Genomic DNA, 26,340 nt, shown 5'->3' with positions numbered 1-26,340 from the left:
TTATTCCCCCTTGCTGTCGTCGGCTTTGCCAAGCGCTTTCTTCATCGCGGCCAGTTCGTCATCAATCGCATCCGACCCGGCGAGGGCGGCGATTTCATCGGCAAGGCTCGGCGGGCCGTCCTCCGCAATCCGCAGCGCATCGGCGCGGCCTTCGGCGTAATCGACCCGGCGTTCCAGCTGGTCGAAGCGCGCCAGCGCCTCATCGGTGCGCTCGGTGCTCATCAGCGTGCGCAGCTTGACGCGGTTCTCGGCGCTTTCGAGGCGCGCGGCGATTGCAGTCTGGCGGCTGCGGGCTTCGCGCAGGCGGTGCTGCAATTTGGCGATATCTTCCTCGTAGGCGCGCAGGGCGTCGTCGAGCACGGCGATTTCGCTCTTGAGCTGGTCGGCCATGTCGCCGGCCTTCTTCCTTTCGACCAGCGCCGCGCGGGCGAGGTCTTCGCGGTCCTTGCTGAGCGCCAGCTGCGCTTTCTCGCCCCAGTCGGCCTGCAACCGGTCAAGCTTGACGCAGTGGCGATGCATTTCCTTCTGGTCGGCAATAGTGCGGGCCGCGCTGGCGCGGACTTCAACCAGAGTTTCCTCCATTTCGAGGATGATCATGCGGATCATCTTCGACGGGTCATCCGCCTTGTCAAGCATGTCGTTGAAATTGGCGGCAATAATGTCGCGGGTGCGGCTGAAAATGCCCATGAAGGCTACTCCATCGAGAAACGAATTGACCCGGTCCAGGGGAGCGACGCGGTCGTGCTCCTGGTCGGCAGTTGCCCGGCGAGATTGCGTCGGGTTGGGGCTGCGGCGCAAGGCTTCGATTTCCTCGTCGAGCCGCGACAGACGCGTGGCCGAAAGCAGGCGGGAGGGTTGGGCCGGAACATCGCTGTCGAAGGCAGCGCGAGTGGGCTTCGCGGTGCGGTCAGCATCGGCAGGGGGGACATCCTGCATGGGGCGTTCCGGCCCGAGGGGATCAAAGGGGTCGCCCACCTTAAGCGATCTCGACCATCGCGCCGGATTCGGCAGCGGGGTGAGCGATCGGGGCGGCATGGGCGGCGCTCGGCTGAATCTGCGACGACAGAGCGATCATCATCACCATCGCGGCGATGCTGGCCATTGCTGCGTGACCGAGCTTCGTGTTCCAGAAGCTGTCCGAGGAACGGGCGTTTGCGGCGTTGCGGTCGATCATAATGAGCCTCCCAAGTTGTATGCGTGGTGTTGCTCGGTATTTTGCAACCGCCGTGCCAAACCGCGAAAATGGCGGAATTGCGCGGTTTTTGATGTGTCGAAGTCTGGAAGCGTTGGTCTGTATTGCCAAGCATTGGTGTTTTTCACTATAGTTTGGATGTGAAGCTCGAAAGCCAGTTCATCGGTCAGTCAGGGGCCTTTCTCGACGCGGTCGAACGCGCCAGCCGCGCGGCCGCGATGAACCGACCCGTGCTGGTGATCGGTGAGCGCGGCACGGGTAAAGAACTGATCGCCGAACGCCTTCACCGTCTGTCGAGCCGCTGGGACGAGCCGCTGGTGACGATGAACTGCGCAGCGCTTCCCGAAACGCTGATCGAGGCCGAGCTGTTCGGCCATGAAGCGGGTGCCTTTACCGGTGCGACCAAGACCCGCGTGGGGCGGTTCGAAGAGGCGGATCGCGGGACGCTGTTCCTCGACGAACTCGGCACTCTGTCGATGGGTGCGCAGGAGCGATTGCTGCGCGCAGTCGAATATGGCGAGATCACACGCATCGGTGCCTCACGCCCGATCCGGGTCGATGTGCGGATCGTGGCGGCCACCAATGATGATCTGCCCGCGCTGGCGGCAAGCGGCGAGTTTCGTGCTGACCTGCTCGACCGGCTGAGCTTCGAAGTCATCACCTTGCCGCCCCTCAGGGTGCGTGAAGGCGATATCGGCGTGTTGGCTGAATATTTCGGGCGGCGCATGGCGGCGGAACTGGACTGGGAGCGTTGGCCGGGGTTCGCGCCGCATGTGATGGATGCGCTTGAGGATCATCCCTGGCCCGGCAATGTCCGCGAGCTCCGCAACGTGGTCGAACGCGCGGTTTATCGCTGGGCGGGGCCCGACATGCCGATCGCGCATGTCCAGTTCGACCCTTTCGACAGCCCGTGGCGCCCGCGTCCTCCCGAACACCGGCGCAGCCAGGCGCAAGCATCAGGAGCGGGATCTGCCAGCGCTGTGTCCGGCGCCACGCCGGCGGCAGGCGCCGCGCCGAGCTTCGACAGCATCGAGGATCTGCGCGCCGCCGTCGACGCGCATGAGCGGGCGATCCTGGCCCATGCCTTGGGAAAGCATCGCTGGAACCAGCGCCAGACCGCCCGCGCGCTCGGCCTGACCTACGATCAACTGCGCCATTGCATTCGCAAGCATTCCCTCATGGAGGGGCAGGACTGAGGACGTCCATAACGGCGCCGTAAGGCTTTCGATTATTGCCCTGATTTTGCCCACGGCGGCAGCTCACGATGCAACTGCTTTCCGAACATGCCGTGGAGGGTTCGGCCGGCCGGCACGCCATGCCAGGCTTGGCGCTCAAAATGTGCTGCGCGGGTGGGCGGTGACATGCGACCCAATTGTTCCGCCATCCCCAGTCAGTCTTTGCCTGCCACACCAACCTCGCGTAGACCTCCACTGGGGACGCATCACATTGCTGCCGAGTCGCTGGTCGGGAAACCTATCGGGCCATTGGCAGCCGCATGTTTGCGGGGTGAGGGGATGGTGGACCCTAAGCCTGAGCCTAGAGACGAACCGGCGACCCCGGCGGTGGGTCGGCGTTTGGCCCCACGGTTGCGGCTCAGCTTGCCGGCGCAATTGATCGCGGTGGAACGGTCTCACACCTGCATTCTTCTCAACCTGTCGCGGACTGGCGCAAAAGTCGCGATTCTTGATGCCATGCGCGAGGGTGAGGGCGCGATCTTGCGGTGCGGCGTGATCGACCATTTCGGGATCATCAGCCGCAGTGAATTTGGCCTCAATGCCATCGCCTTCGAAGAGCCGCTGACTGACACAATCGTGCTGGAGACCCGACGCTATTACGAAAACTTCGAGGATCGCGAACGGCGTGAGCTGATCGAGATGGCGCGCAGGTGGGTCACGGGGGGACCGTGACGACCACCGGACGATCTGAACTTTGACCCAACCGGGCAAGCGCCGCGCCTGCGCGGTTCGCTCTTGCCAAATCGGGTGTCAGCGATTAGTTGCACCGCCAATCCCGGCATTGTCGAGACAAGGTTTGGATGCTGGCGCCTCCGGGGGCCGGCCCCACACGCCGTTTCCGCAATGCCGACTCGTATGGAGCATGAATGGCCGATATCGCGCGTCTGACCCAGTTGATCGAACCCGAGGCGACCGCCTTGGGTTTTGAACTGGTGCGCGTCGCGATGCTGCCGTCCGAAGCCGGTGATGGCGGGATGGCCTTGCAGATCATGGCCGAAGACCCTGCGACAGGACAACTTGTGATCGACCAGTGCGCCGCGCTGTCGCGCCGGGTTTCGGACGTGATCGATGCGGCTGAAGAGGCGGGCGAAGTGCTGATCGAAGGGGCATACCACCTCGAAGTCAGCTCCCCCGGCATCGACCGTCCGCTGACCCGCGAGAAAGACTTCGCCAATTGGGCTGGTCACGAAGTGCGGATCGTCATGGACAAGAGCTATGACGGGCAGCGTGTCAACAAAGGCGTGCTCGGCGGGCTTGAGGATGGTATGATCCTCGTCGCGGAAGTGAAGGCGGGCGATGTTCGCCTGCCGTTAGATCAGGTTCACACGGCGAAGCTCGTCCTCACCGACGCGTTGATTGCCGCCACCCGCCCGCTGGATACCAGTGGGGCTGACGAACTCATCGAAGATACAGAGAAGGCAGACGACTGATGAGTGCCATTTCCGCCAACAAGGCTGAACTGCTTGCGATCGCCAATGCGGTTGCTTCGGAAAAGATGATCGACAAGTCCATCGTCATCGAGGCGATGGAAGAAGCGATCCAGAAATCCGCGCGCAACCGCTATGGCGCGGAGAACGATATTCGCGCCAAGCTCGATCCGCTGACCGGCGATCTGACGCTCTGGCGTGTGGTCGAGGTCGTCGAAGAGGTCGAAGACTACTTCAAGCAGGTCGATCTGAAGCAGGCCGAAAAGCTTCAGCCGGGTGCCAAAGTGGGTGACTTCATTGTCGATCCGCTGCCCCCGGTTGATCTGGGCCGTATCGACGCGCAGTCCGCCAAGCAGGTGATCTTCCAGAAGGTCCGCGATGCTGAGCGTGAACGCCAGTTCGAGGAATTCAAGGATCGCCAAGGCGAAGTCATCACCGGCGTGATCAAGTCGGTCGAATTTGGCCATGTGATCGTCAACCTCGGCCGCGCCGAAGGTGTGATCCGCCGCGACCAGCAGATCCCGCGCGAAGCCGCCCGTACCGGTGAGCGCGTCCGCGCGCTGATCACCAAGGTGGAACGCAACAACCGCGGCCCGCAGATCTTCCTCAGCCGCGCGCATCCCGACTTCATGAAAAAGCTGTTCGCGCAGGAAGTGCCCGAAATCTACGACAACATCATCGAAATCAAGGCCGCCGCCCGTGACCCGGGCAGCCGCGCCAAGATCGGCGTGATCAGCCGCGATTCCAGCATCGACCCGGTCGGCGCCTGCGTCGGCATGAAGGGCAGCCGCGTGCAGGCTGTCGTGCAGGAATTGCAGGGCGAAAAGATCGACATCATCCCCTGGTCGGAAGACACCGCGACCTTCGTGGTGAACGCGCTCCAGCCTGCTACCGTCAGCCGCGTCGTGCTTGACGAAGATGATGGCCGCATCGAAGTGGTGGTGCCCGACGATCAGCTGTCGCTGGCCATCGGTCGCCGCGGCCAGAACGTGCGTCTGGCGAGCCAGCTCACCGGTCACCAGATCGACATCATGACCGAGGAAGAAGCCTCGGAAAAGCGTTCGAAGGAATTCGCCGAGCGTTCGAAGATGTTCGAGGAAGAGCTCGACGTCGACGAAACCCTCTCGCAGCTGCTGGTCGCCGAAGGCTTTGCCGAGCTGGAAGAAGTCGCCTATGTCGAGATCGCCGAACTCGCCAGCATCGAAGGCTTCGACGACGAACTCGCCGAGGAACTTCAGAGCCGCGCTCTCGAAGCGCTGGAACGTCAGGAATCCGCGCACCGCGAAGTGCGTCGTGGTCTGGGCGTGGAGGATGCGCTGGCTGAAATCCCGCACCTTACCGAAGCAATGCTGGTCACGCTCGGCAAGGCCGGGATCAAGACGCTCGATGATCTCGCCGATCTCGCCACGGATGAACTGATCGCCAAGAAGCGTGAAGCGCCGCGTCGCCGCAACAATGCTGACGGCCCGCCGCAGCGTCGTCCGCAGCGCGAAACCGACAAGGGCGGCGTGCTGGGCGAATATGGCCTCTCGGAAGAGCAGGGCAACGAAATCATCATGGCCGCGCGTGCGCACTGGTTCGAAGATGAACCGACCGAGGAGGCCGCCCATGCGGACTCCACCCAATGAGCGCCTGACGTCCGACATCGCTGAGCCGGCGCTCCCCGTGAATGCGGGGAGCGAGCGGCGCTGTATCCTTACCGGGGACACCTCGGCGCGGGATGATCTGCTGCGTCTGGCGATCTCGCCTGACGGGCTGGTGCTCCCCGATGCAGGGGCCAAAGCGCCGGGACGTGGTGCGTGGATCGGGGTGACCCGCACTGCGCTTGAAACCGCGCTGGCCGAGGGCCATCTCAAGAAGGCACTGATGCGCGCATTCAAGGGCGCGCCTCTCACCATTCCTGACGATTTGCCAGCCATGGTCGAAGCCGCGCTGGTGCGCCAATTGTGCGACCGGCTGGGGCTGGAACTTCGCAGCGGCAATATCGTGATGGGATCGGCCCGGATCGAGGAGCAGGCGCGCAGCGGACGGATTGCCGTTCTGCTCCACGCCGCCGACAGCAGCGAGGATGGTCGGCGCAAGCTCGATCAGGCGTGGCGCGTTGGCACCGACGCCGAAGGTTCCGGCCTGCGCGGTCAGACCTTGCCTCTGGACCGCACCGCGCTGTCTGTGGCATTGGGCCGCGACAACGTAGTCCACCTGGGCGTCGCCGGTCATCCTGGCGACATGCGCGCCGCAACCCGCGTGCTACAGGCGGTTTCCCGGCTGGTGCAATACGTAGGGGATGATCGGGCGAACGCGACGAACGAAACGGGCCGGGACACTTCCGGCCACGCTGACCAGCCTCAGGGCGGGACGGCGAACATTGATGAATACGTGAAGGACTGACGAGCGATAATGAGCGACGACAACGACAACCAGCGCATCCGCAAACCTCTGGGCCTCAAGCGCTCGGTGGATGCGGGCGAGGTCAAGCAGACCTTCAGCCACGGCCGCACCAACAAGGTGGTGGTCGAGGTGAAGCGGCGCCGCGTGCTCGGGAAACCCGGCAGCGAAGCGGCTGCACCGCCGCCACCGCCCGCTCCCGAACCGGTTGTGGCCGCGCCTGCGCCAACACCCGCGCCGACGCCGGCGCCGCGTCCGACGCGCCCCGCTCCCGCAGGGGAGACCCCGCAGGAGCGCGTGAAGCGCCTCCAGCTTGAAGCCGAGGAAGAACGGCTGCGGATGGGCGAGGAAGCGCGCAAGCGTGAGGACGAAGAGCGCCAGCGCGCCGAAGAGGAAGAGCGTCGCCGCGCGGAAGAAAACCGCCGCGCCGAAGAAGAGGCCGAGCGTCAGCGCACCGAGGTCGCCTCTACGCCTGACGTGGCTGCGAGCGAAGCTGCGCATGCTCCCGCAGAAGCGCCTGTCGCGGCCGAAGAGCCTGCGACTGAAGCGACTGCCGCCAAGGCCGAAGCTGTGCCCGCCGCACGGCGCTTCACCCCGGTCGAGCGCCCCGAGCCCAAGCGGCCCGCCGAGGTCAAGGGCAAGAAGAAGGAAGACAAGCGCGCCGCGCCGATCGACGAAGGCAAGGACAACCGTCGTTCAGGCAAGCTGACCGTCACCCGTGCGCTCAACGAGGACGAAGGCCGCCGTGCGCGCAGCCTCGCCGCATTAAAGCGTGCGCGTGAAAAGGAACGTCGTGGTCAGGGCGGCCCGTCCAAGCCGCGCGAAAAGCAGGTGCGCGATGTCGTGGTGCCTGAAGCGATCACTGTGAGCGAACTCGCCAACCGCATGGCTGAAAAGGGTGCGGACCTGGTGAAGGCGCTGTTCAACATGGGCATGATGGTCACCGTCAACCAGACGATTGATCAGGACACCGCAGAATTGCTGGTCGAGGAGTTCGGCCACAACATCCAGCGTGTTTCGGCGAGCGATGTCGATATCGACAGCAGCGAGGACACCGATCCCGAAGAAACGCTCGTGCCCCGTCCGCCGGTGGTCACGATCATGGGCCACGTCGATCACGGCAAGACCAGTCTGCTCGATGCCCTGCGCGGCACCGATGTTGTGAAGGGCGAGGCCGGCGGCATCACCCAGCACATCGGCGCCTACCAGATCACCACCAAGGACAAGAAGAAGATCACCTTCCTCGACACTCCGGGCCACGCGGCCTTCACAGAAATGCGGATGCGCGGTGCGAACGTCACCGACATCGTCATTCTGGTGGTCGCAGGTGATGACGGCTTGATGCCGCAGACGATCGAGGCGATCAATCACACCAAGGCGGCCGGCGTGCCGATGATCGTGGCGATCACCAAGTCGGACAAGCCTGAGTTCAACCCGCAGAAGATCCGCGAACGTCTGCTCGAGCACGAAATCGTGGTCGAGGCGATGTCGGGCGATGTGCAGGATGTCGAGGTTTCGGCCAAGACCGGCGCAGGGCTTGATCAGCTGATCGAGGCGATCGGCCTTCAGGCCGAATTGCTTGAACTGAAGGCGCGGCCCGACCGCGATGCCGAGGCGACCGTGATCGAAGCTCAGCTCGACAAGGGCCGCGGCCCGGTCGCCACGGTGCTCGTCACACGCGGCACGCTCAAGCGCGGCGACACCTTCGTGGTCGGCACGCAAAGCGGCAAGGTGCGGGCGATTGTCGATGACAAGGGCAACCAGCTCAAGGAAGCTGGCCCGTCGATGCCGGTCGAAGTGCTCGGCCTTGGCGGCGTGCCGTCAGCCGGTGACAACCTCACCGTGGTCGAAAACGAACAGCGCGCCCGCGAAGTTGCCAAGTATCGTCAGGAAATGGCGACGGAAAAGCGCACCGCGCTGGCCCCGACCAATTTCGACACGATGTTCAACACGCTGTCCTCCAACGTCATCGAATTCCCGGTGGTGGTGAAGGCCGACGTGCAAGGCTCGGTCGAGGCGATCGTCAATGCGCTCCACAACCTGTCGAACGACGACATCAAGGTGCGCGTGCTCAATGGCGGCGTCGGTGCGATCACCGAAAGCGACGTGATGCTGGCGGGCGGCTCGAAAGCACCGATCATCGGCTTCAACGTGCGCCCCAATGCCAAGGCCCGCGAGCTGCTGAAGCGCGACAACGTGCGGATGATGTATTACGATGTCATCTATCACCTCACCGATGCCATCGCCAAGGAGATGATCGGCGAGCTTGGCCCGGAACGGATCGAACACGTGGTCGGCCGCGCGCTGGTCAAGGAAGTGTTCAAGTCGGGCAAGCGCGACAAGGCCGCCGGTCTGCTGGTCGAAGAAGGGGTCATCCGCAAGGGTCTGTTCGCCCGTCTCACCCGCGCCGACGTTATCGTCTCAGCTACAAAGATCGCGTCGCTGCGACGCTTCAAGGACGATGTCGACGAAGTGCGCACCGGTCTCGAATGCGGTGTGGTGCTCGAAGACACCAACGACATCAAGCCGGGCGATCAGCTTGAAGTCTTCTCGGTCGAGGAGCGTGAGCGCACACTGTGAGCCTGACGGATACGCACTACCCAGACGATGCCGGGCAGTCGCCGCACACGGCGCTGCTCGGCTCGGAATTTGTCGGATGGGATGAGGCCGCCCAGACCGTCACTCTGCGTTTCACCGTGAAACGGGAGATGACCACCTGGCGCGGCGGCGTGCAGGGGGGCTTGGTCGCGGGCTATTTGGATGATGTAATGGGCTATGCCTATGTCGCGGCCACCGGCGGCGAGATGGCGCCGCTCAATCTCGACATTTCTATGAGCCTGATCCGCCTGATTCCCGAAGGCGCAACGATCATCGGCAAAGGCCGGGTGGTGAAGGGCGGGCGGCGCGTCGTTTTCCTCGAAGGCGAATTGCTGGCCGAGGATGGGACGGTTTACGCCCGCTCGACCTCGACCGCGCTGCCGACTCCGCGCCCGACGCCGACCAGCACGGGGATGGGATAGTGGCCACTGTCCGCCTCGCCGCACTGCTGGGCAGCATCAACGTCGGCGGCAACCGGCTCAAGATGGCCGATCTGCGCGCTGCGCTGGAAGCGGCGGGCTTTGCCAATGTCGCCACCGTGACCGCCAGCGGCAATGTACTGTTTGACGGAGATCCCGCCCTCCGGTCCGAGTACCCGGCGCGCTTCGCGGAGGTGATCGCCGAGACATTCGACATCGCCACATTCGCGGTTGTGACGACGCGCGAAGGCCTGCTTGGCGCGGTTGCCGAGAATCCGTTCGCCGATGTCGGCGCAGACAACCTTGTGCATGTCCATTTCCTTGAAGGCCAACCCGGCCCGGAGGCGTTCGACCAACTCGCCAGCGACCATGAAGGACGCGGGTCGGAGCGACTTGCGCCGGGTACGGCGGCCTTGCATATCGACTTTGTGGACAGCGCCGCCAACAGCAAGCTGACAGGGCCCTTTTTGCTGCGACGCCTTGGGTGCCGCGGCACGGCGCGCAACATCCGCTCGATCCGGCGGATTGCCGAGGCGATGGCGTAATGGCCAAGGCGCCTTTCACCACCGAACAGCAATCGGTCCGCGTCCTCAAAGTTGGCGAACGGGTGCGGCATATCTTGTCGGAGCTGCTCGCGCGGGGCGAGGTGCATGACGATGTCGTACGCGCGGCGTATATCTCGGTCACCGAGGTGCGCATGACCCCCGACCTGCGCAACGCCACCGCCTATGTGAAGCCCCTGATGGGGGCGGGCGAGGACGAGGTGGTGGTTGCCTTGCGCCAGAACACGGCCTTCCTTCAGCGCGAAGTCGCCCAGCGATTGGGGCTGAAATTCGCGCCCAAGCTCAAGTTCCGCAAGGATGAGAGCTTTGCTGAGGCCGACCGGATCGAAGCCTTGCTGCGCGACCCCAAGGTCGCCCGCGATCTGGAAGATGAGGAAGAGTAGCGCTTAGCGCGGGATCATTCGCGCTTTCAGCGTGATGTCCACCTTGTTGCCGACAACCAGCTGGTACGCCTTCATCCCGAACTGCCGCCGGTCGATGGTGGTGGTTCCGGTGAAGCTCACGGGCTTTCCGGCCTGCGCGATCGGATCGGCATTGAAGGTCACCGCCAGCGTCGCCGGCCGGGTCACGCCGCGGGCGGTCAACTCGCCGCTCACGGTCCCGCGCGTCGTGCTCGACAGCTTGAGCGAGCGGCCGATGAACCGGATCGAGGGATATTTGTCCACCCAGAAGAACTTGTCGCTCCGCAGCCGGGCGAGCGTGACGCTGTCGGGCGCTTCGATCGCGGTGGCATCGAAGGTGACGTCGATCAGGGCCTTCTCCGGTGCACCCGGTACGATCGTAACCGCACCCTCCATCCGCGGGAAGCGCGCAGTCTTGCTGGCGAGGCCGAAGAACGGCACCTTGGCCGAAACATTGCTCGCCGACGCATCAAGGGTATAGCGCTGCGGCACGCTCGCGCTATTGGCCAGCGCGAACACGGCAAACAGCGGCAGCAGGAACATCCGGGGGCGGGCGGCGGACTTGATCATGATCTTACCTATACGCTTCAACCGGGCAAAAGGTTCACCCCCACCTCGCCCAGCGCTCGGCGAATGGGTAGTCTGACACGATGGCCAAGCTCTATTTCTACTACGCCAGCATGAACGCAGGCAAAAGCTCGCACCTTTTGCAGGCGGACTTCAATTACCGCGAGCGCGGGATGGCAACGATGCTGTGGACCGCCGCGCTCGACAGCCGCTCGGGCGGGCAGGTGAAAAGCCGCATCGGGCTGGAGAGCGATGCGCACAAGTTTGCGCCCGATACCGATTTGTGGGCGGCGATCAGCGCGGCACACAAGGTGCAGCCGCTCGATTGCGTGATGGTAGACGAGGCGCAGTTCCTCACCTCTGATCAGGTGTGGCAGTTGGCACGCTTGGCGGACGAAGGCGGCATTCCGGTGCTGTGCTATGGCCTGCGGACGGATTTTCAGGGCGAGCTGTTCCCCGGCTCTGCGGTGCTGCTCGGGATCGCCGACGCTCTGGTGGAGCTGAAAGCTGTCTGCCACTGCGGCCGCAAGGCGACGATGAACCTCCGCGTCGATGCCAGCGGCGCGGCGGTGCGGCAGGGCCAGCAGACCGAGATCGGCGGGAATGACCGCTATGTGGCGCTGTGTCGCCGGCATTTTTCCGAGGCCCTGAGCGGATGACTGCGCCGCTTTCCGGATGGCTGATTCTCGACAAACCGAAGGGCATGGGCAGCACCCAGGGCGTGAGCGCGGTCAAGCGCGTGCTGCGCCAGAACGGCTATGCCAAGACCAAGGTGGGTCACGGCGGGACGCTCGATCCGTTGGCGGAAGGCGTGCTGCCGATCGCACTGGGCGAAGCGACCAAACTGGCCGGGCGGATGCTGGATAGCGACAAGATCTATATATTCACGGTGCAGTTCGGCGCGGAGACATCGACCCTCGATACCGAGGGTGAGATCGTCGCGGAGAGCGATGTGCGCCCCACGCTGGCCGAGGTGGAAGCGGTGTTGCCGCGCTTCACAGGCCCGATAGAGCAAGTGCCGCCAGCCTATTCGGCACTCAAGGTTGGCGGTCAGCGCGCCTATGATCTGGCCCGGGCGGGGGAGGTGGTGGAATTGACGGCGCGGGCGGTGACGATCCACTCGCTTTCCGTTCGGGCTGAGCTTGTCGAAGCCCCGCACTTTACTTCCGAAGTTGAGGACGGCCCTTCGACATGCTCAGGGCGAACGGGCTTGGATGAAATCACCCTCACCGCCCAAGTTTCCAAAGGCACCTATATCCGCAGCCTTGCGCGCGACATCGCCTATGCGCTTGGCACTTGCGGCCACGTCACCTATCTGTGCCGCACGAAGGCCGGTCCGTTCACCCAATCCCAAGCGATTTCGCTGGACTTGCTGGAGGAAACCGCTAAGGGCCGGGGCCTTGAACACCTCCTCCTGCCGTTAGAGGCAGGGCTGGACGACATCCCGGCCCTTCACCTCGATCAGACAAGCGCGCAGGCGGTCCGACAGGGCCGGGTGCTGTCTGACATGCCCCAATCATCCGGGCTTTACCTCGCGAAACTGGGCTGCGTCCCGGTCGCGCTGATGGAAATTTCGGATGGGACGGCCACGGTCGTCCGGGGGTTCAACCTTCCCGATGTCGCTGAGTAAGAAAGAGACGTACTATGTCGGTGACCGCCGAAGTTAAGCAGACCATCATTGCTGACAATGCCCGTGATCCCAAGGACACCGGCAGCCCCGAAGTGCAGGTTGCGATCCTCACGCAGCGCATCCGCAACCTGACCGAGCACTTCAAGGATCACCACAAGGACAACCACTCGCGTCGTGGCCTGCTGATGATGGTCAACAAGCGTCGCACGCTGCTGGCCTACCTCAAGAAGAAGGATGTGGAGCGGTACAATGCTCTGATCCAGAAGCTGGGCCTGCGTAAGTAAGAGTTTTGCGAAAGGGCGGCTCCAAGGGGCCGCCTTTTTTGCATATGGGGCATGCAGACATTCGGTCTGCTCCGCCTTGGGGCCGAAGCGCTCCGCACCGGACCGGGACGGTTGTTTCCCCGGCACATGAGGCCCCGCCCGGCAATATGGCTGAGCGGGTCAGAAGGAAAATCAATGTTCGACACGAAAACCGTATCGCTGGAGTGGGGCGGCAAGACCCTCACTCTGGAAACCGGGCGTATTGCCCGTCAGGCCGATGGCGCCGTTCTGGCCACCTATGGCGAAACCGTGGTGCTGTGCGCCGTGACCGCCGCCAAGTCGGTCAAGGAAGGGCAGGATTTCTTCCCGCTCACCGTCCACTATCAGGAAAAGTTCTCGGCCGCCGGGCGCATCCCGGGCGGCTTTTTCAAGCGTGAACGCGGCGCGACCGAAAAGGAAACGCTCACCAGCCGCCTGATCGACCGTCCGATCCGCCCGCTGTTCCCCGAAGGTTTCTACAACGAAATCAACGTTATCTGTCAGGTTCTGTCGTTCGACGGCGAAACCGAAGCCGATATCGTTGCGATGATCGCAGCCTCGGCTGCCCTGACCATCTCGGGCGTCCCCTTCATGGGGCCGATCGGCGCTGCGCGCGTCGGATATGTTGATGGCGAATACACGCTCAACCCGAAGCAGGACAAGGCGCTCGCCGAAGGCCAGCTTGATCTAGTCGTCGCTGCCACGCAAGACGCGGTGATGATGGTCGAATCCGAAGCCAAGGAACTGACCGAAGACGAGATGCTCGGCGCAGTGATGTTCGCGCATAGCGAAATCCGCAACGTCATCGGCGCGATCATCGATCTGGCTGAACAGGCTGCCAAGGATCCCTGGACCGTCGACCTCAGCGACAACACCGCTGACATGAAGGCCAAGCTCAAGGAGCTGATCGGCGGCGATATTGCGGCGGCTTACAAGGTCACCGACAAGTCGCAGCGTTCGAACCTGCTTAACGAAGCCCGGGCCAAGGCCAAGGCAGCGTTTGCGGACGAAGGCGGCCAGACCCAGATGGTTGCTGGCAAGCTGATGAAGAAGCTCGAAGCTGAAATCGTGCGCGGGGCGATCCTCAAGGATGGCCAGCGCATCGACGGCCGCAAGCTCGATCAGGTCCGCCCGATCGAAGCGATCGTCGGCTTCCTGCCGCGCACGCATGGTTCGTCGCTGTTCACCCGCGGCGAAACCCAGGCGATCTGCACCACCACGCTCGGCACGAAGGATTCCGAGCAGATGATCGATGGTCTGGAAGGCCTGTCGTACACTAGCTTCATGCTGCACTACAACTTCCCGCCCTATTCGGTCGGTGAAGTGGGCCGCTTCGGCGCTCCGGGTCGTCGCGAAGTCGGTCACGGCAAGCTTGCCTGGCGCGCGCTGAACCCCGTGCTGCCGAGCAAGGAAGACTTCCCCTACACCATCCGTGTTCTGTCCGACATTACCGAGTCCAACGGCTCGTCTTCGATGGCGACCGTGTGCGGCGGTTGTCTGTCGATGATGGACGCCGGTGTGCCGGTGAAGGCTCCGGTTTCGGGCATCGCGATGGGCCTGATCCTCGAAGGCGATGACTTTGCCGTTCTGTCGGACATCCTGGGTGACGAAGATCACCTCGGTGACATGGACTTCAAGGTTGCCGGTACCGAGAACGGCATCACCACGATGCAGATGGACATCAAGATTGCCGGCATCACGCAGGAAATCATGGCCAAGGCGCTGGAACAGGCCAAGGCTGGCCGGATGCACATCCTCGGCGAAATGGCCAAGGCTCTGACCGGTGCCCGCACCGAAGTCAGCAAGCACGCCCCGCGCATCGAGACGATCCAGATCGACAAGTCGAAGATCCGTGACGTCATCGGCACCGGCGGCAAGGTGATCCGCGAGATCGTCGCCGAAACCGGCGCCAAGGTCGACATCGACGATGAAGGCGTGATCAAGATCTCGTCCAGCAACGTCGACGAGATCGAAGCGGCGAAGAAGTGGATCCTCGGCATCGTCGAGGAAGCCGAAGTCGGCAAGATCTACAACGGCAAGGTCGTGAACATCGTCGATTTCGGCGCGTTCGTGAACTTCATGGGCGGCAAGGACGGTCTCGTCCACGTCTCGGAAATGCGCAACGAGCGGGTTGAGAAGCCCACCGATGTCGTCTCCGAAGGCATGGAAGTGAAGGTCAAGGTGCTCGAGATCGACCAGCGTGGCAAGGTCCGCCTGTCGATGCGCGTCGTCGATCAGGAAACCGGCGCTGAGCTGGAAGACACCCGTCCGCCCCGCGAAGCGCGTGAACCGCGTGAAGGTGGCCGTGGTGATCGCGGCGGCGATCGTCGTGGGCCGAAGGGCGGCGGCGGTGGCCGTGGTGGCGACCGTGGGGGCCGTGGCGGCGATCGCGGCGGTGACCGTGGTCCGCGCGACAGCGCACCTGCGGGCCTGCCCGACTTCCTCAAGGACTAGTCGCATTGCTCGTCAACCCGGCGCAGGCCGGGGCCCAGCGACACCGGGACCAGCGTTTGCCGCTCTGGGTCCCGGCCTTCGCCGGGATGACGAGGTGAGATACAAGGGCCGCTCGGAGAAATCCGGGCGGCCTCTTAATTTGAGAACTGACTTATGCTTCAGCGTGAACTGATCGACAGCACCCAGATCGAGGACGGCGTCTGCCTCGACCTTTACCGCCACGGCCGCGATTTCATGATCGTGCTGGGACGTAACGAGCTGATGAGCACGCGGATGCGTTTCTCGGAAGAACAGCTGGCGCAGCTCACCATCGAGCGGCTGGGCAAAGAGAATGCGCGCCTGTTGATCGGCGGATACGGCATGGGCTTCACCTATCGCGCCGCTGCGGCACGGCTTGGCCCTAAGGCGCAGATTGTGGTCGCCGAAATCTCTGACGCGATCATTGACTGGGCCAAAGGGCCGATGGCGGAACTGACGGGGGAGGGCCTGTCAGACCCACGCCTCGATCTGAAAATCTGCGATGTCGCCGCGCTGATCGATGATGCCAACGATGGCACCTGCGCCAAGTTCGACGCGATCCTGCTCGATGTCGACAATGGCCCTGACGGGATCGTGCGCGACGCCAACAACCGGATCTATTCGCGCACCGGCCTTGCCAAGGCGCGCGATGCGCTGAAGCCGGGCGGTATTCTCGCGGTATGGTCAGCTGGGCCCGATCCCGCCTTTGCCAAGCGCCTGCGCGATACCGGCCTCGAGATCGTGGAATGGAACGTCCGGTCGCGCCCCAACAAGAAGGGCGCGCATCACATCATCTGGTTCGCTCAGAAATCGTAGATGAGCGTCACGCGGCTCAGCGTATCAGTCTGCACCGCGCCTGACGGCGGGTTGCTGTCATACTCGACCGCATAGGAAAAGCGCGCGGTCAGGCTGCGGTTGATCCGGGCATCAAGGCCGGTGATCAGATCAAGCGTGGTGTTGCGCGAATCGATGATGGCCACCGCCGATCCGCCCGTTTCAGCCACGGCATTGGTGTCCTGCGTCAGCTTCAGCTTTTCAGTAATGTTCCAGTCGAAATCGAGGCCGATCAACCCGGCGATCCGGCTTTCATTGCGACCATCGGCGAATTCGGTGACGCGGTAAGCAGGCCCGGCCTTGACCGACAGCTGGATGTCATCCGCCTTGAGCGCTTGATAGCCCATGCCGCCCGACACGGCGTAGCGCGCTGCGATGCCCTGAAACCGGTCGCGCTCGTATTGGGCGAGTGCATAGACATAGAAATTGTCGGAGACGTTGAAGTTGGGCTCGTAGCGGGCGAGGTATTGTTCGCGGGTCGTGAGACCATTGGCGCGTTGATAATCGACTCGACCTGTCAGCTTGTGGCGCCAGTCGATGCCTTGGCGGTCCAAGGTCAGACCTGCGGTCACGCCGGTATTGTCCGAGTTGCCGGTGGCGCGGAAAGCGCCAAATTCGCCCTTGCCGGACCAGTTGTCGAACAAGCCGGCCGAGCGGATCTGCGCCACTTTCGCCTCGGCCTCGGCCGTTTTGCGCGCTGCGACACCCGCCTCGAAGGTGGCGACGATAGCGTCGATTTCTTCCTGATCGCCCGGATTGGTCGCGCGCGCAATTTCGGTAACGGTGCGCACCTTGGTTTCATCACCGGTGGCGATCGCGGCATCGATCATGGCGCGCACTGGTTCGGGCAATTCAGCATGGGCCGCCTGCGCAGTCATGAGTGCGACTAGCGCTACCAGTTGCAATCCTGATCTGGCGTGCATGTTAGCGCTCCCTTTGACCCGCCCCAGTCATAGAAGGCGAGGCTTGGCAAGGGCAAGGCCCGATGCGGGCTGCCCTTCGCCATGCGCGATGGTTTACCGAACGCGTGGGCCGCCGAACGGCAGTGGCGGCGGTGGACGACGCACGCCGCGCGGAAGCTGGGCCTGATAGGCGCGGCCGCAATGTTCGACGCAATAGGGGAAGCCCGGGTTCACTGCGACGCCGCAGAAATGGAAATCGGCCTCGCCCGGATGGCCCATCGGCCAGCGGCACACTTTGTCCGACAGATCCAGCAGCGTGGTCTTGCCCGCAATTTCAGGGCTCGGCTTGGCGGGCACAAGACGGCGCGGCGGCGCGGGGGGGATCGGCGCCTGCTGATCGCCCGGACCCTGACGCAGGAAGCCGCCAGGCCCGACCGAGACGATCTTGGGCAGATCGGCCGACGGGCCGGGAACGGGCTGCGAGGGCACCGCGTTCAAGGCGTCATCCGCAGCCACTTCAGCGCGGGGGGAGGGGGCAGGCGCGCGGGGCGCAGGGCGTTCAGCCGCTTCGCCGGTGACGCTGCGCTCAGCGGGTTCGGCCCGCGGTTCGGCCACGCGCGGCGCGGGCGCGGCAGCGGGCTTTTTCGCCGGAGCGGCCGGCTTCTTCTTGTCGTTGGCCTTCACCGGAGAGGGGCGCGCCTTCAGACCAAGGCGGTGCGCCTTGCCGATTACGGCATTGCGGCTGACCCCGCCGAGCTCGGCCGCGATCTCGCTCGCGGTGGAGCCGCCTTCCCACATCTTCTTGAGCGTTGCGATGCGCTCGTCCGTCCAGCCCATATGTACTACCTGTTCCTGTGTCCGGCGCGTGCCGTAAAGCGCTGATGCTTGTCAGAGCGTCCCATGCGGCCTAGGCACCTGCGCCATGGCCGAACGCGCTCCTTCAGCAAACCCTTTGCACGACGCTGCTCCCGTGACTGAAATGACGCCTGATGACAAGACCGGCGGGAGCATCCGGTTTTCCCCCCGCGGCGTGCCCGTTATCATCGGGGTCAATCGCGTGGGGCTCTTCGCCCTCTATATGAAGGAGGTGCGCCGGTTTCTCAAGGTCCAGACGCAGACGATCTGGGCTCCGGCCTTTACCACACTGCTGTTTCTGGTGATTTTCACGGTCGCTTTGGGCCGTCAGGGGCGCGAAGTGCTGGGCGTGCCCTTTGCCAGCTTCGTTGCGCCGGGCCTGATCGTGATGGCGATGATGCAGAACGCCTTTGCCAATTCCAGCTTCTCGCTGCTGTCGGGCAAGATGCAGGGCACAATCATCGACCTGCTCATGCCGCCCTTGTCGTCGGGCGAGTTGATGGCAGGGATCCTTGCGGCGGCTGTGACCCGCGCGATTGCGGTGGGGCTGGCTGTGGCTTTGGCGATTGCGCTGTGGCCTGGCGTTTCGCTCACAATGACGCACCCTTGGGCGGTCGTGTGGTTCGGCCTGATGGGGTCGCTCTTGCTAGCGACGCTCGGCCTGGCCACCTCGATCTGGGCCGAGAAGTTCGATCACAACGCCGCCGTCACCAACTTTATCATCGCACCGCTGTCGCTGCTGTCGGGCACGTTCTACGTGATCGAGAACCTCGATCCCGTGTTCCAGTGGGTGAGCCGATTGAACCCGTTCTTCTACGTGATATCGGGGTTCCGCTATGGCTTCCTCGGGGCAAGCGACATGGGCCCCGGCACTGTCCTGACGGCGGCGGCGGTGGGGCTGCTGGTGCTCAACGCTGTGCTGGCCGCCGGCGTCTATGCACTGCTGCGATCGGGCTGGAAGCTCAAGAGCTGAGCGGGCTGGTCTGACCTTTGGCCAGCGCCGAGGCCGTGGTGGTGCTGACCGAAATGCGGTCCAGCGCTTCCTGCGCGCCCATCACATCGGCCACATTGCCGATCTCGAAGTAGTCGGTCTGGCGGTCGCCGTCGCTGTCCTTGCCGATCTTCACCGCGAGTTGCAGCTTGCCGCTCCCATCGCGCCTTTCGAACCGCTGGATCAAGCCAATGCGGTCGGCCGGCACGGTCTCCACTGCCAACTCGCGGCCCATGCTGAGCTTCAGCGCGCGCTCATTCGTCACGACGTAGAGCACTCGCCCTTTTTGGAATAGCGGCACAAAAGGACGCGCCAGCATGGCAAGGCCGATGGCGATGAAGGGCAGGCCGAACAGCGGAAAGGCCCAGCCGATCCAGCCTGGGCCATCATCTCCGGACATGGCGATCGCGCCGGAGGCAAGAACGGTCCACATCACCGAAAAGGCGGTCCAGGGGACTGCGAAGATGTAGATCCCGAAGCTGAGCGGTTCCAGTCGACCTAACTGCCAGCCATGCCACACGACGGTCTCGCGGGCGCGAAGCTCACGCTCAAGTGCCAGCCGCAGCCGCGACATGATGAGGTTATCTTGGCGAGGGCTCGTCTTACCCGACATGGCCAAGAATTATCCCAAAAGGATTGTCAATGCGTTAGCGAGGCCCGCATTCGGTACCGGCCGTCCTTGAAGCTCTCGAACAGCTGGCGCACGGTCGGGTGATCGACCGGCCCGCCATCCGAGTCCGCGATGAGATTGCCTTGGCTGACATAGGCCACATAGGACGAGTCATCATTCTCTGCGAGCAGGTGATAGAAAGGCTGGTCGCGCCGTGGGCGGATGTCCTCGGGAATCGACTGGTACCATTCTTCCGAATTGGCGAAGACCGGATCGATATCGAACACGACGCCGCGAAAGGCGAACAGGCGGTGGCGGACCACATCGCCGATGCCAAAGCGGGCACGGGTCTGGCGCGGGGCGATAATGGTGCGCCCGGCCTGGCTCGAGAAGAACTCTGCACGTTCCATGTCTCATAATATGGACCTTTGCGCTGGTAAAACAAGCGAAGGCTTTGTGCACCTGCGAGATATGCCCGAATTTTGTGCACCCTCGGGTCTTGGCAAGCCCCGCGCCTTGGGCTAACGGGCGCGCTCCCTGTCGCCAGCCGTCCCGACCAGATGGCCTCAAGCACTTCGACAGGCCTCGCGGAGAGGTGGCAGAGTGGTCGAATGCGCCGCACTCGAAATGCGGTTTACCGGCGACGGTAACGTGGGTTCGAATCCCACCCTCTCCGCCACGAACCCCCAGCACTAGTCTCCGCTCCGCAGTGAGCGCACGAGACCCGCACAAATCCGCGGCTTGGGGGCGGTAATCCGTCACTGCCCTCCGTGTAACCGGCGATTTCCGGTGTCTTCCGGCGCGTTTTGCGCCGCGAGTCTCCGCGCCAATTGTGCTCGGTGCGGTTTCCCTGCCGTGCAGGGTATTAGCAGGGAAATCTGTGAGAAAGGCGCTGAATCCGGCAATTTCGACGGAAACCGCAACATCAAGAGCGTCGTATATCGAGTGGGTTAGGCGTGATTTGGACTTCAAATTCCCTGTAGAACTTGGCAGGGAATTATCCCGCTCTCGGCACGGATTTCTTCCATGCGCTGTAGTGAAAACCTGGCGCGCGTTTCAGCGGCGAGCAGGCCAGCCCAAAACCTCGCGTTGGCGCTGCCAGCACAGCGGAACGTCGGTGTGGCGCAGCGCTTCGAGGGTAAGCTTCGGTGGCTGCCGGCCTGCCAGGATATCGCTCTGGATGTCCGGTGCGAGAAAGGCGAATGAGATGGTCTTTCGTTTATAGTGCGAGCGCGGCGAGGTCTCGAGGGAAGGGAGCCCGCGATGGTGTTCGATCATGGTGTGCGCCATGCGAAGCGCGTTGATGAGTGAGCGGTCTGGCTTTGAAGTGCGCGAGCCGAGCGCGACGCTCTTCCTGCCGCCGCGCACCGGCAGGGTCAGTGGTATTGCGATGCGACAGGACTGCTTGGTGGAGTGCATCAACCGCTCGCCTTCATGCAGCCGTGTTGCAACGTCGGCAGCAAGCTGTCCCGGCAGATCGATGAGGATCTCATGCTCGCGAAGGCGGATCGAGATCGGGAGATCGAGCGGTGCGCCTGCATGGGGCAACCACCGCGAGACAGCCTCGCTGACCAGTTTCTCGAACGCTGCTGCCGGTAGCCGCATGACACGGTCGTCGGTCCTGCCACCTTGTTGGAGCGAGGCCGACACGTAGTAGCGATAAAGCCGTCCGCTACGGCCGTGCGAGAACGTGGGGGTCATCAGCTCGTCCATCGCGTCAAACAGTCGCCCAGTCAGAACGGCCCTCGCGGTGCGTTGCTCACCAGCCGCCGTGTGCCTGCGGGCTTGCGAGCTAAGCCGCTGCTGGACTGCATCGAACAATGCCTGATCAATGATCGCCGCATGGCTGCCTTCGTGGACCAGATCCTTGTGCGGAATGCGACCGACATAGATCTGGCTGCGCAGTATGTGGAACAGAGCCCCGCGGCTGAACGGGAGTCCGCCCGAGGTCCTGCCCGAGCCGGTGATCCGCAGCTTTGAGACGATCCCCTGCGCAGTCAGTTCGCGCTGGAGTGCATGCACAGAGCCGAGTTCGAGATAGCGGGTAAAGATGTGCCGGACGGTCAGCGCCTCAGTTTTGTTGACCTCCAGGATTCGCGTTCCAGAAGCTGGCAGATCATAGCCAAGCGGCACATTGCCGCCCATCCACATGCCCTTGGCCTTGGAAGCGGCGATCTTGTCGCGGATGCGCTCGCCGGTTACCTCGCGCGCGAACTGCGCGAACGACAGCAACACGTTAAGCGTCAGCCGGCCCATGCTGCTGGTGGTATTGAACGACTGAGTGACGCTGACAAAGCTGACCTCGCGCGCATCGAAGCGCTCCACGATGCGCGCAAAATCCGTGAGCGCCCTGGTGAGGCGGTCGATCTTGTAAACGACCACCACATCGATCAGCCCTGCATCAACATCGGCCAGCAGGCGTTTGAGGGCAGGGCGCTCCATGGTTCCGCCCGAGAACCCGCCGTCATCATACAAGGCAGGCAGACACTTCCAGCCCTCATGGGCCTGGCTCTTCACATAGGCTTCGCCCGCTTCGCGCTGTGCATCGAGGCTGTTGAACGACTGGTCGAGACCTTCGTCCGAACTCTTGCGGGTGTAGATCGCGCAGCGGATGGTCTTACGGCTCATGGCGTGTCCCTTAGACCGAAGAAGCGCGGGCCGTTCCACTTGCTCCCGGCAATCGCGGTGGCAGCGGCTGAGAGGCTAGGATAGAGCATGCCATCCCAGCGGAACCCATCCTCTTCCACCAGCACCTCGACCGGCCTGCCTTTCCATGTCCGCGATAGCCGGGCGCCGACACCTAGGTGGCGGCCTTCGATCTCGACCGCGCCTGTGCGGGCCAGGGCCTTGCGCGTGTCCGCATCGAGGCCGCCCATGGCGTCGGCCTGTATCCGCCATGCGAGCATCATCTGCAGCATGGGAGTTGAGCGCAGCGAGGGGGGATCGCCGTAGCGGTCCCTCCAAGCCTGGCGAAGAGCATTGAGATCCATTGAGCCGATCTCTTCCAGTTGCTGTTGCAGGTTCAAGCGGCTCATTTAACTGCGGCGCCCGAGGTAGAGGCTTTAGTGTAGTAACGGCGCACGCCATCAGCTTTGACACCGGTGACAGCGTGGCCCTTGCGCTTGAGGCCGGTCATTGCCGCGCGGGTGGTGTGCGGCAGCCAGCCGGTGGCAGCGACCAGCTCTTCAAGCGTGGCGCCTTCCTCGCGCTGCAGCAGCGCTACCACGCGTGCGGACTTGGTCTCAGGCTTGGTAGCGGGTTCCGTCGCGGGTGCGGTTGCTGATGCCGGTGCGACCTGTTCGCTAGCGTTTGCTGGTGCGCTGCTCTCATGCTGGGGAGCGCTGCTGGGCGTCCGGGCAATCTGGCGGGCGCGCTTCGCCTTAATAGTATTGGTCATGGGTGGTCTCCTGTCAGGGAGGCGGCATTGTGCCGCTCCACCACTTCAAGCCCCGCCGGTTCCGCCGGTCGGGGCAGCCACCGGGCACAAGCGGCCGCGGTCTGTCCGAACAGCAATGCTTCGTTCGCGCACGAAGTCGAATGGAAAGACGCAGCACGCTGAAAAGCTGGATATGGACTTCGCGGGCGTGATCGGGCGTCAGGTGCATATGGACGATAACAACGACGAGCTGATCGATCTGCTCTGCGCCAAGATCGGCGTGATCATGGAAGATGCGAGCGTCATCGCGCTGACGATCGGTGCAGTGTCAGCCGAGGAACGAACGGCCCGGATCGATAATTTGCAGCGGGCGTCAGCATCGATCGCTGCGATTAGCGCGGCTGTGGCGTCCCTAGTTTAGCGGCTGTTTTGCGCCCTCATGTCGGTCATAGCGGACCGCCTGACGATCGCCTCAAAGCGGATAAGGTGGGCAATCGGTCTAAATGGCCGACTCTGGGACATTTCTGCCGTTCTCAGGTGACCGATCGAGTGGCAGACTTGGCCAAAAGCGGGCATCAGTTCGTCAGGCTCCGAATGGGCATGCACCCTTTCCCCAAAAGTTGACCACCTCGATGCGACTTCGTTAGGGATCTGGCGCCTTTACGAAGCGACCCACACAGTTGTAACTCTTGTAGAATCTCGATAAGTTGGATTGAAGATTACTTTGAATCCGGGGGATGAATGCTGAACAGAGGCTCTGATTGGCGTAGATGGGAACCACACATCCATGCCCCAGGGACCGTCATGAATAACCAGTTCAGCGGGCCAAGTGCGTGGGATGATTATTTGACCGCTCTCGAACAGGCCACACCGGTCATCGAGGCAATCGCCGTCACCGACTATTACGTCACCGACACCTATCAAGCCGTCCTCCGTCACCGCGAAAATGGGCGCATTCCCAACGCCAAGCTGATTTTCCCGAATGTGGAAGTCCGGCTAGATGTTGCGACGGCCAAGGGCGGCTTCGTCAATCTGCACCTGTTCGTTAGTCCCGAAGATCCCGACCATATTGACGAGCTGCGGCGCCTGCTCTCGCGATTGCAGTTCAACGTCATGCAGGACCGGTTCGACTGCACCCGCGCCGACCTCATTCGCCTGGGGAGGAAAGCCGACACTTGCATCATCGATGATAGTACCGCACTCAGTTACGGTGCCAGCCAGTTCAAGGTGAATTTCCAGCAGTTGCGCGAGGTCTTCACCGAAAGCGGTTGGGCCAAGAAGAATATTCTCATCGCTGTTGCAGGTGGAGCCAATGATGGCACATCCGGCGTGCGGGAAGCCGCCGATCAGACCATTAGGCGCGAGATCGAGACATTCGCCCATGTCATACTCGCCAGCAGCGAGGCTCAGCGCGATTTCTGGCTAGGCCGAAAAGGCATGGGGCCGGCCGAAATTCGCGAGACCTATGGCGGCCTCAAACCTTGCCTGCACGGTAGCGACGCTCATAAGCTGGAAACCGTTGCTTCGCCCTTTGGGGACCGCTTTTCTTGGATCAAGGGCGGGCTTGAGTTCGATGCCCTGCGGCAAGCCTGCATCGATCCGGAAGGCCGAGCCTATGTCGGCGCGGAGCCGCCGGCATCTCCAAATCCCTCGCAAGTTATCGCACAGGTAAAGATCACCGGCGCCCCTTGGATTACGACGCCCGTCATCCCGCTTAACCCCGGGCTCGTAGCGATCATCGGCGCGCGCGGTTCAGGAAAGACCGCTCTGGCTGATATGATTGCCGCCGGATGCGACTCCATTCCCGACGCAGCCTGGAGCGCAGACGAATGGGCAAGTCCATCCTTCCTTGTTCGCGCACGCCCTCTCCTTGGGAGCGCAAAGGTTGAAATCTCTTGGGCAGCCGGCAACCCCAGCATGCGCGCGCTCAACGGATCCGACGCCAATGGGCCTCTCAGCTATCCCCGTGTTCAGTATCTCTCTCAGCAATTTGTCGAGGAACTCTGCTCCTCAAACGGCCTGACCGACGGCCTCCTTCGAGAGATAGAACGGGTCATCTTCGAAGCCCATCCCGTCAATACCCGCGACGGCGCACTCGATTTCGATGAGCTTCTCGACCAACGCGCATCACGTCATCGCCTCGCCAAGGAACGAGAAGCGGAGGCCGTCTCACAGATTTCGGAACGGATCAGCACCGAACTGGAGAAGGAAAAGCTGGCCGCCAGCTATGAGGCTCAGGCCACCCAGAAGAAACAGCTTGTCGATGCCTATACCGCAGATCGCGCTAAGCTTGTCTCGGCAGGCAGCGAACAGCGCGCGCAACGGCACACCCAGCTTGCAGGCGCCGCCAGCCAGATCACGAGCAAACTGCGGCAGTTCGCGACCCGGCGCCAAACCTTCCTCGCCATGCAGGATGAAGTCAGAGACCTGCGCAGAAATCAGGCACCGGAGGCCCTGCGGCAGACACAGGCTCGACATAACCATAGCGGCATGTCAGCCGACCAATGGGCCTCCTTCCTGCTGGACTATAAAGGGCCGGTCGATACCGACCTCGCGGGTTTCATTCGGTGGGTCGATGGAGAAGTCGCCAAACTGAAAGGCGTTCCGCCTTCCCCTCTCGGCGATCCAAACACGCCTTATTTCCCTGACGGCACCGATCTGGCGACCTTGCCTCAGGCCGCCCTTGAAGCCGAAATGTTGCGGCTCGAAAAGCTCGTAAGCGCCGACAAGGAGACGCAGCGACAATACAGCGCCCTGTCCACCCGCATCGCGACCGAAACCGCCGCGTGGCAGACGCTGACCGAGAAGCTCACAGACGCCAAGGGGGCACGCGAGCGTGCGGTAACACTTCAGACAGAACGCGAAGCTGCCTACGGCCGCACCATCGATGCGCTGGTGGCCGAACAACAAGTGCTCGAAGCCCTTTATCAGCCCCTGATGAACCGGCTCGCCGCCGCTCAAGGAACCCTGAAGAAGCTTTCCTTCTCGGTGGCCCGTATAGCCAATGTGGAGCAATGGGCCTCGGAAGCCGAAGATGGGCTGATCGACCTGAGGAAGGCAGGCGCCTTCAAGGGCAAGGGAACCTTGCTGCAAAAGGCCAATGAAGCGCTAAAATGCGCTTGGGAGACCGGAGGGTCCGCCGAAGTCGTTACCGCAATGGCGGAGTTTAGGCGGCTTTATCAAAAAGAGCTGCTGGACCATTCCCCGGTCGCGCATACCGATCAAGCTGAATTTCGCGCTTGGTCCAAGCGCTTCGCCCAGTGGCTGTTCAGCACAGACCACATCGCCATTCGATACGGCATCGAATATGATGGCGTAGATATCCGCAAGCTTTCTCCAGGCACGCGGGGCATCGTCCTCCTGCTGCTCTATCTGGCCCTCGACGATCATGACAATCGTCCTCTAATAATTGATCAGCCGGAGGAAAATCTCGACCCGAAGTCAGTCTTCGAGGAGTTGGTCAGCCTGTTCATCGCAGCCAAGGCGCATCGGCAGGTCATCATGGTGACCCACAATGCCAACCTCGGGCTCTGTCAAAGCAAATACACCGTGATGGCGGAACGGGTGCGATAAGCTAGGAT

27 protein-coding genes and 1 tRNA gene are annotated in these 26,340 nt (G+C 62.9%); 18 read left to right on the top strand and 10 right to left on the bottom strand.

Annotated elements, in window-relative coordinates; genetic code table 11:
* Entirely contained in the window at nucleotides 1-828 is an 828-nt protein-coding gene (gene pspA, locus GVM20_RS11975) for a phage shock protein PspA (protein ID WP_166547453.1), read from the bottom strand.
* Between the two features lie 148 nt (nucleotides 829-976).
* Nucleotides 977-1,174: a hypothetical protein gene (locus tag GVM20_RS11970; RefSeq protein WP_166547421.1), complete on the bottom strand. Its 198-nt coding sequence runs from the start codon at nucleotides 1,172-1,174 to the stop codon at nucleotides 977-979.
* A 158-nt stretch (nucleotides 1,175-1,332) separates the two neighbouring features.
* Here GVM20_RS11970 and pspF point away from each other — a divergent pair, with 158 nt between their 5' ends.
* The 9 genes from pspF to rbfA all read left to right on the top strand — a co-directional run bounded on the left by pspF (nucleotide 1,333) and on the right by rbfA (nucleotide 10,202).
* Nucleotides 1,333-2,388 (top strand): phage shock protein operon transcriptional activator, encoded by a 1,056-nt coding sequence (pspF, locus tag GVM20_RS11965; protein ID WP_166547420.1) that lies wholly within the window; start codon nucleotides 1,333-1,335, stop codon nucleotides 2,386-2,388.
* A 423-nt stretch (nucleotides 2,389-2,811) separates the two neighbouring features.
* A complete protein-coding gene (locus GVM20_RS11960; RefSeq protein ID WP_166547419.1) occupies nucleotides 2,812-3,099 on the top strand; it encodes a hypothetical protein in 288 nt (95 codons plus the stop codon).
* A gap of 194 nt (nucleotides 3,100-3,293) precedes the next feature.
* On the top strand, nucleotides 3,294-3,857 hold the full coding sequence (rimP, locus tag GVM20_RS11955; RefSeq protein ID WP_166547418.1) for a ribosome maturation protein RimP: 564 nt from the start codon (nucleotides 3,294-3,296) through the stop codon (nucleotides 3,855-3,857).
* Entirely contained in the window at nucleotides 3,854-5,482 is a 1,629-nt protein-coding gene (gene nusA / locus GVM20_RS11950) for a transcription termination factor NusA (RefSeq protein WP_166547452.1), read from the top strand. The genes rimP and nusA overlap by 4 nt, the downstream gene beginning before the upstream one ends.
* Nucleotides 5,463-6,242, top strand: coding sequence for a DUF448 domain-containing protein (locus tag GVM20_RS11945; protein ID WP_166547417.1), 780 nt, complete (start codon nucleotides 5,463-5,465; stop codon nucleotides 6,240-6,242). The genes nusA and GVM20_RS11945 overlap by 20 nt, the downstream gene beginning before the upstream one ends.
* Before the next feature lie 9 nt (nucleotides 6,243-6,251).
* Entirely contained in the window at nucleotides 6,252-8,819 is a 2,568-nt protein-coding gene (gene infB / locus GVM20_RS11940) for a translation initiation factor IF-2 (protein WP_166547416.1), read from the top strand.
* On the top strand, nucleotides 8,816-9,259 hold the full coding sequence (locus GVM20_RS11935) for a PaaI family thioesterase (RefSeq protein WP_166547415.1): 444 nt from the start codon (nucleotides 8,816-8,818) through the stop codon (nucleotides 9,257-9,259). Before infB ends, GVM20_RS11935 begins: the two co-directional genes overlap by 4 nt.
* Nucleotides 9,259-9,801 (top strand): DUF1697 domain-containing protein, encoded by a 543-nt coding sequence (locus GVM20_RS11930; protein ID WP_166547414.1) that lies wholly within the window; start codon nucleotides 9,259-9,261, stop codon nucleotides 9,799-9,801. Before GVM20_RS11935 ends, GVM20_RS11930 begins: the two co-directional genes overlap by 1 nt.
* Nucleotides 9,801-10,202 carry a 30S ribosome-binding factor RbfA gene (gene rbfA, locus GVM20_RS11925; RefSeq protein WP_166547413.1) on the top strand — a complete coding sequence of 134 codons (402 nt, stop codon included), beginning with the start codon at nucleotides 9,801-9,803 and terminating at the stop codon, nucleotides 10,200-10,202. Before GVM20_RS11930 ends, rbfA begins: the two co-directional genes overlap by 1 nt.
* Nucleotides 10,203-10,205: 3 nt before the next feature.
* Here the strand turns inward: rbfA and GVM20_RS11920 are convergent, their stop codons facing one another.
* The gene (locus GVM20_RS11920; RefSeq protein WP_166547412.1) at nucleotides 10,206-10,790 is read right to left on the bottom strand and encodes a YceI family protein; all 585 of its coding nucleotides are present in this window, start codon (nucleotides 10,788-10,790) and stop codon (nucleotides 10,206-10,208) included.
* Between the two features lie 80 nt (nucleotides 10,791-10,870).
* On the opposite strand from GVM20_RS11920, the gene GVM20_RS11915 reads away from it, so the two are divergent.
* From GVM20_RS11915 to GVM20_RS11895, 5 genes are all read left to right on the top strand, one after another.
* Nucleotides 10,871-11,446, top strand: a complete 576-nt coding sequence (locus tag GVM20_RS11915) for a thymidine kinase (RefSeq protein WP_166547411.1) — start codon at nucleotides 10,871-10,873, stop codon at nucleotides 11,444-11,446.
* Entirely contained in the window at nucleotides 11,443-12,417 is a 975-nt protein-coding gene (gene truB / locus GVM20_RS11910; RefSeq protein WP_166547410.1) for a tRNA pseudouridine(55) synthase TruB, read from the top strand. Before GVM20_RS11915 ends, truB begins: the two co-directional genes overlap by 4 nt.
* 14 nt (nucleotides 12,418-12,431) lie before the next feature.
* Nucleotides 12,432-12,701 carry a 30S ribosomal protein S15 gene (gene rpsO, locus GVM20_RS11905; RefSeq protein WP_086608857.1) on the top strand — a complete coding sequence of 90 codons (270 nt, stop codon included), beginning with the start codon at nucleotides 12,432-12,434 and terminating at the stop codon, nucleotides 12,699-12,701.
* A 174-nt stretch (nucleotides 12,702-12,875) separates the two neighbouring features.
* Entirely contained in the window at nucleotides 12,876-15,173 is a 2,298-nt protein-coding gene (pnp, locus tag GVM20_RS11900; RefSeq protein ID WP_166547409.1) for a polyribonucleotide nucleotidyltransferase, read from the top strand.
* Nucleotides 15,174-15,326: 153 nt separating this feature from the next.
* Complete coding sequence (locus GVM20_RS11895) at nucleotides 15,327-16,007, top strand: spermidine synthase (RefSeq protein ID WP_166547408.1); 681 nt, start codon at nucleotides 15,327-15,329, stop codon at nucleotides 16,005-16,007.
* On the opposite strand, the gene GVM20_RS11890 is transcribed toward GVM20_RS11895, so the two are convergent.
* On the bottom strand, nucleotides 15,995-16,903 hold the full coding sequence (locus GVM20_RS11890; RefSeq protein WP_234031979.1) for a DUF481 domain-containing protein: 909 nt from the start codon (nucleotides 16,901-16,903) through the stop codon (nucleotides 15,995-15,997). The genes GVM20_RS11895 and GVM20_RS11890 overlap by 13 nt on opposite strands.
* A gap of 138 nt (nucleotides 16,904-17,041) precedes the next feature.
* Nucleotides 17,042-17,764, bottom strand: a complete 723-nt coding sequence (locus tag GVM20_RS11885; protein WP_166547406.1) for a GcrA family cell cycle regulator — start codon at nucleotides 17,762-17,764, stop codon at nucleotides 17,042-17,044.
* A 142-nt stretch (nucleotides 17,765-17,906) separates the two neighbouring features.
* Between GVM20_RS11885 and GVM20_RS11880 the strand changes: the two genes are divergently transcribed.
* Nucleotides 17,907-18,755 carry an ABC transporter permease gene (locus GVM20_RS11880; RefSeq protein ID WP_166547451.1) on the top strand — a complete coding sequence of 283 codons (849 nt, stop codon included), beginning with the start codon at nucleotides 17,907-17,909 and terminating at the stop codon, nucleotides 18,753-18,755.
* Here the strand turns inward: GVM20_RS11880 and GVM20_RS11875 are convergent.
* Together GVM20_RS11875 and hspQ are read right to left on the bottom strand one after the other, a co-directional pair.
* Nucleotides 18,745-19,392 (bottom strand): hypothetical protein, encoded by a 648-nt coding sequence (locus GVM20_RS11875; RefSeq protein ID WP_166547405.1) that lies wholly within the window; start codon nucleotides 19,390-19,392, stop codon nucleotides 18,745-18,747. The two genes, GVM20_RS11880 and GVM20_RS11875, sit on opposite strands and share 11 nt — an antisense overlap.
* Nucleotides 19,393-19,412: 20 nt before the next feature.
* Nucleotides 19,413-19,793, bottom strand: a complete 381-nt coding sequence (hspQ, locus tag GVM20_RS11870) for a heat shock protein HspQ (protein ID WP_160762010.1) — start codon at nucleotides 19,791-19,793, stop codon at nucleotides 19,413-19,415.
* Between the two features lie 179 nt (nucleotides 19,794-19,972).
* Between hspQ and GVM20_RS11865 the strand changes: the two genes are divergently transcribed.
* A tRNA-Ser gene (locus GVM20_RS11865) sits at nucleotides 19,973-20,062 on the top strand.
* Between the two features lie 377 nt (nucleotides 20,063-20,439).
* Here GVM20_RS11865 and GVM20_RS11860 read toward each other — a convergent pair.
* From GVM20_RS11860 to GVM20_RS11850, 3 genes are read right to left on the bottom strand one after another with little or no spacing between them, the layout of a single operon-like run.
* Complete coding sequence (locus tag GVM20_RS11860; RefSeq protein ID WP_166547404.1) at nucleotides 20,440-22,011, bottom strand: recombinase family protein; 1,572 nt, start codon at nucleotides 22,009-22,011, stop codon at nucleotides 20,440-20,442.
* Nucleotides 22,008-22,418: a DUF2924 domain-containing protein gene (locus tag GVM20_RS11855; RefSeq protein WP_166547403.1), complete on the bottom strand. Its 411-nt coding sequence runs from the start codon at nucleotides 22,416-22,418 to the stop codon at nucleotides 22,008-22,010. The genes GVM20_RS11860 and GVM20_RS11855 overlap by 4 nt, the downstream gene beginning before the upstream one ends.
* The gene (locus GVM20_RS11850; protein WP_166547402.1) at nucleotides 22,415-22,780 is read right to left on the bottom strand and encodes a DUF3489 domain-containing protein; all 366 of its coding nucleotides are present in this window, start codon (nucleotides 22,778-22,780) and stop codon (nucleotides 22,415-22,417) included. The genes GVM20_RS11855 and GVM20_RS11850 overlap by 4 nt, the downstream gene beginning before the upstream one ends.
* A 115-nt stretch (nucleotides 22,781-22,895) precedes the next feature.
* Here GVM20_RS11850 and GVM20_RS11845 point away from each other — a divergent pair, with 115 nt between their 5' ends.
* Entirely contained in the window at nucleotides 22,896-23,180 is a 285-nt protein-coding gene (locus tag GVM20_RS11845; RefSeq protein ID WP_166547401.1) for a hypothetical protein, read from the top strand.
* Between the two features lie 320 nt (nucleotides 23,181-23,500).
* On the top strand, nucleotides 23,501-26,332 hold the full coding sequence (locus GVM20_RS11840; RefSeq protein WP_166547400.1) for a TrlF family AAA-like ATPase: 2,832 nt from the start codon (nucleotides 23,501-23,503) through the stop codon (nucleotides 26,330-26,332).
* Nucleotides 26,333-26,340 lie beyond the last annotated feature (8 nt).

This window comes from Porphyrobacter sp. SLTP (assembly GCF_009905735.1).
Taxonomy (GTDB): Bacteria; Pseudomonadota; Alphaproteobacteria; order Sphingomonadales; family Sphingomonadaceae; genus Erythrobacter.
This window is presented reverse-complemented; position numbering and strand designations above follow the sequence as displayed.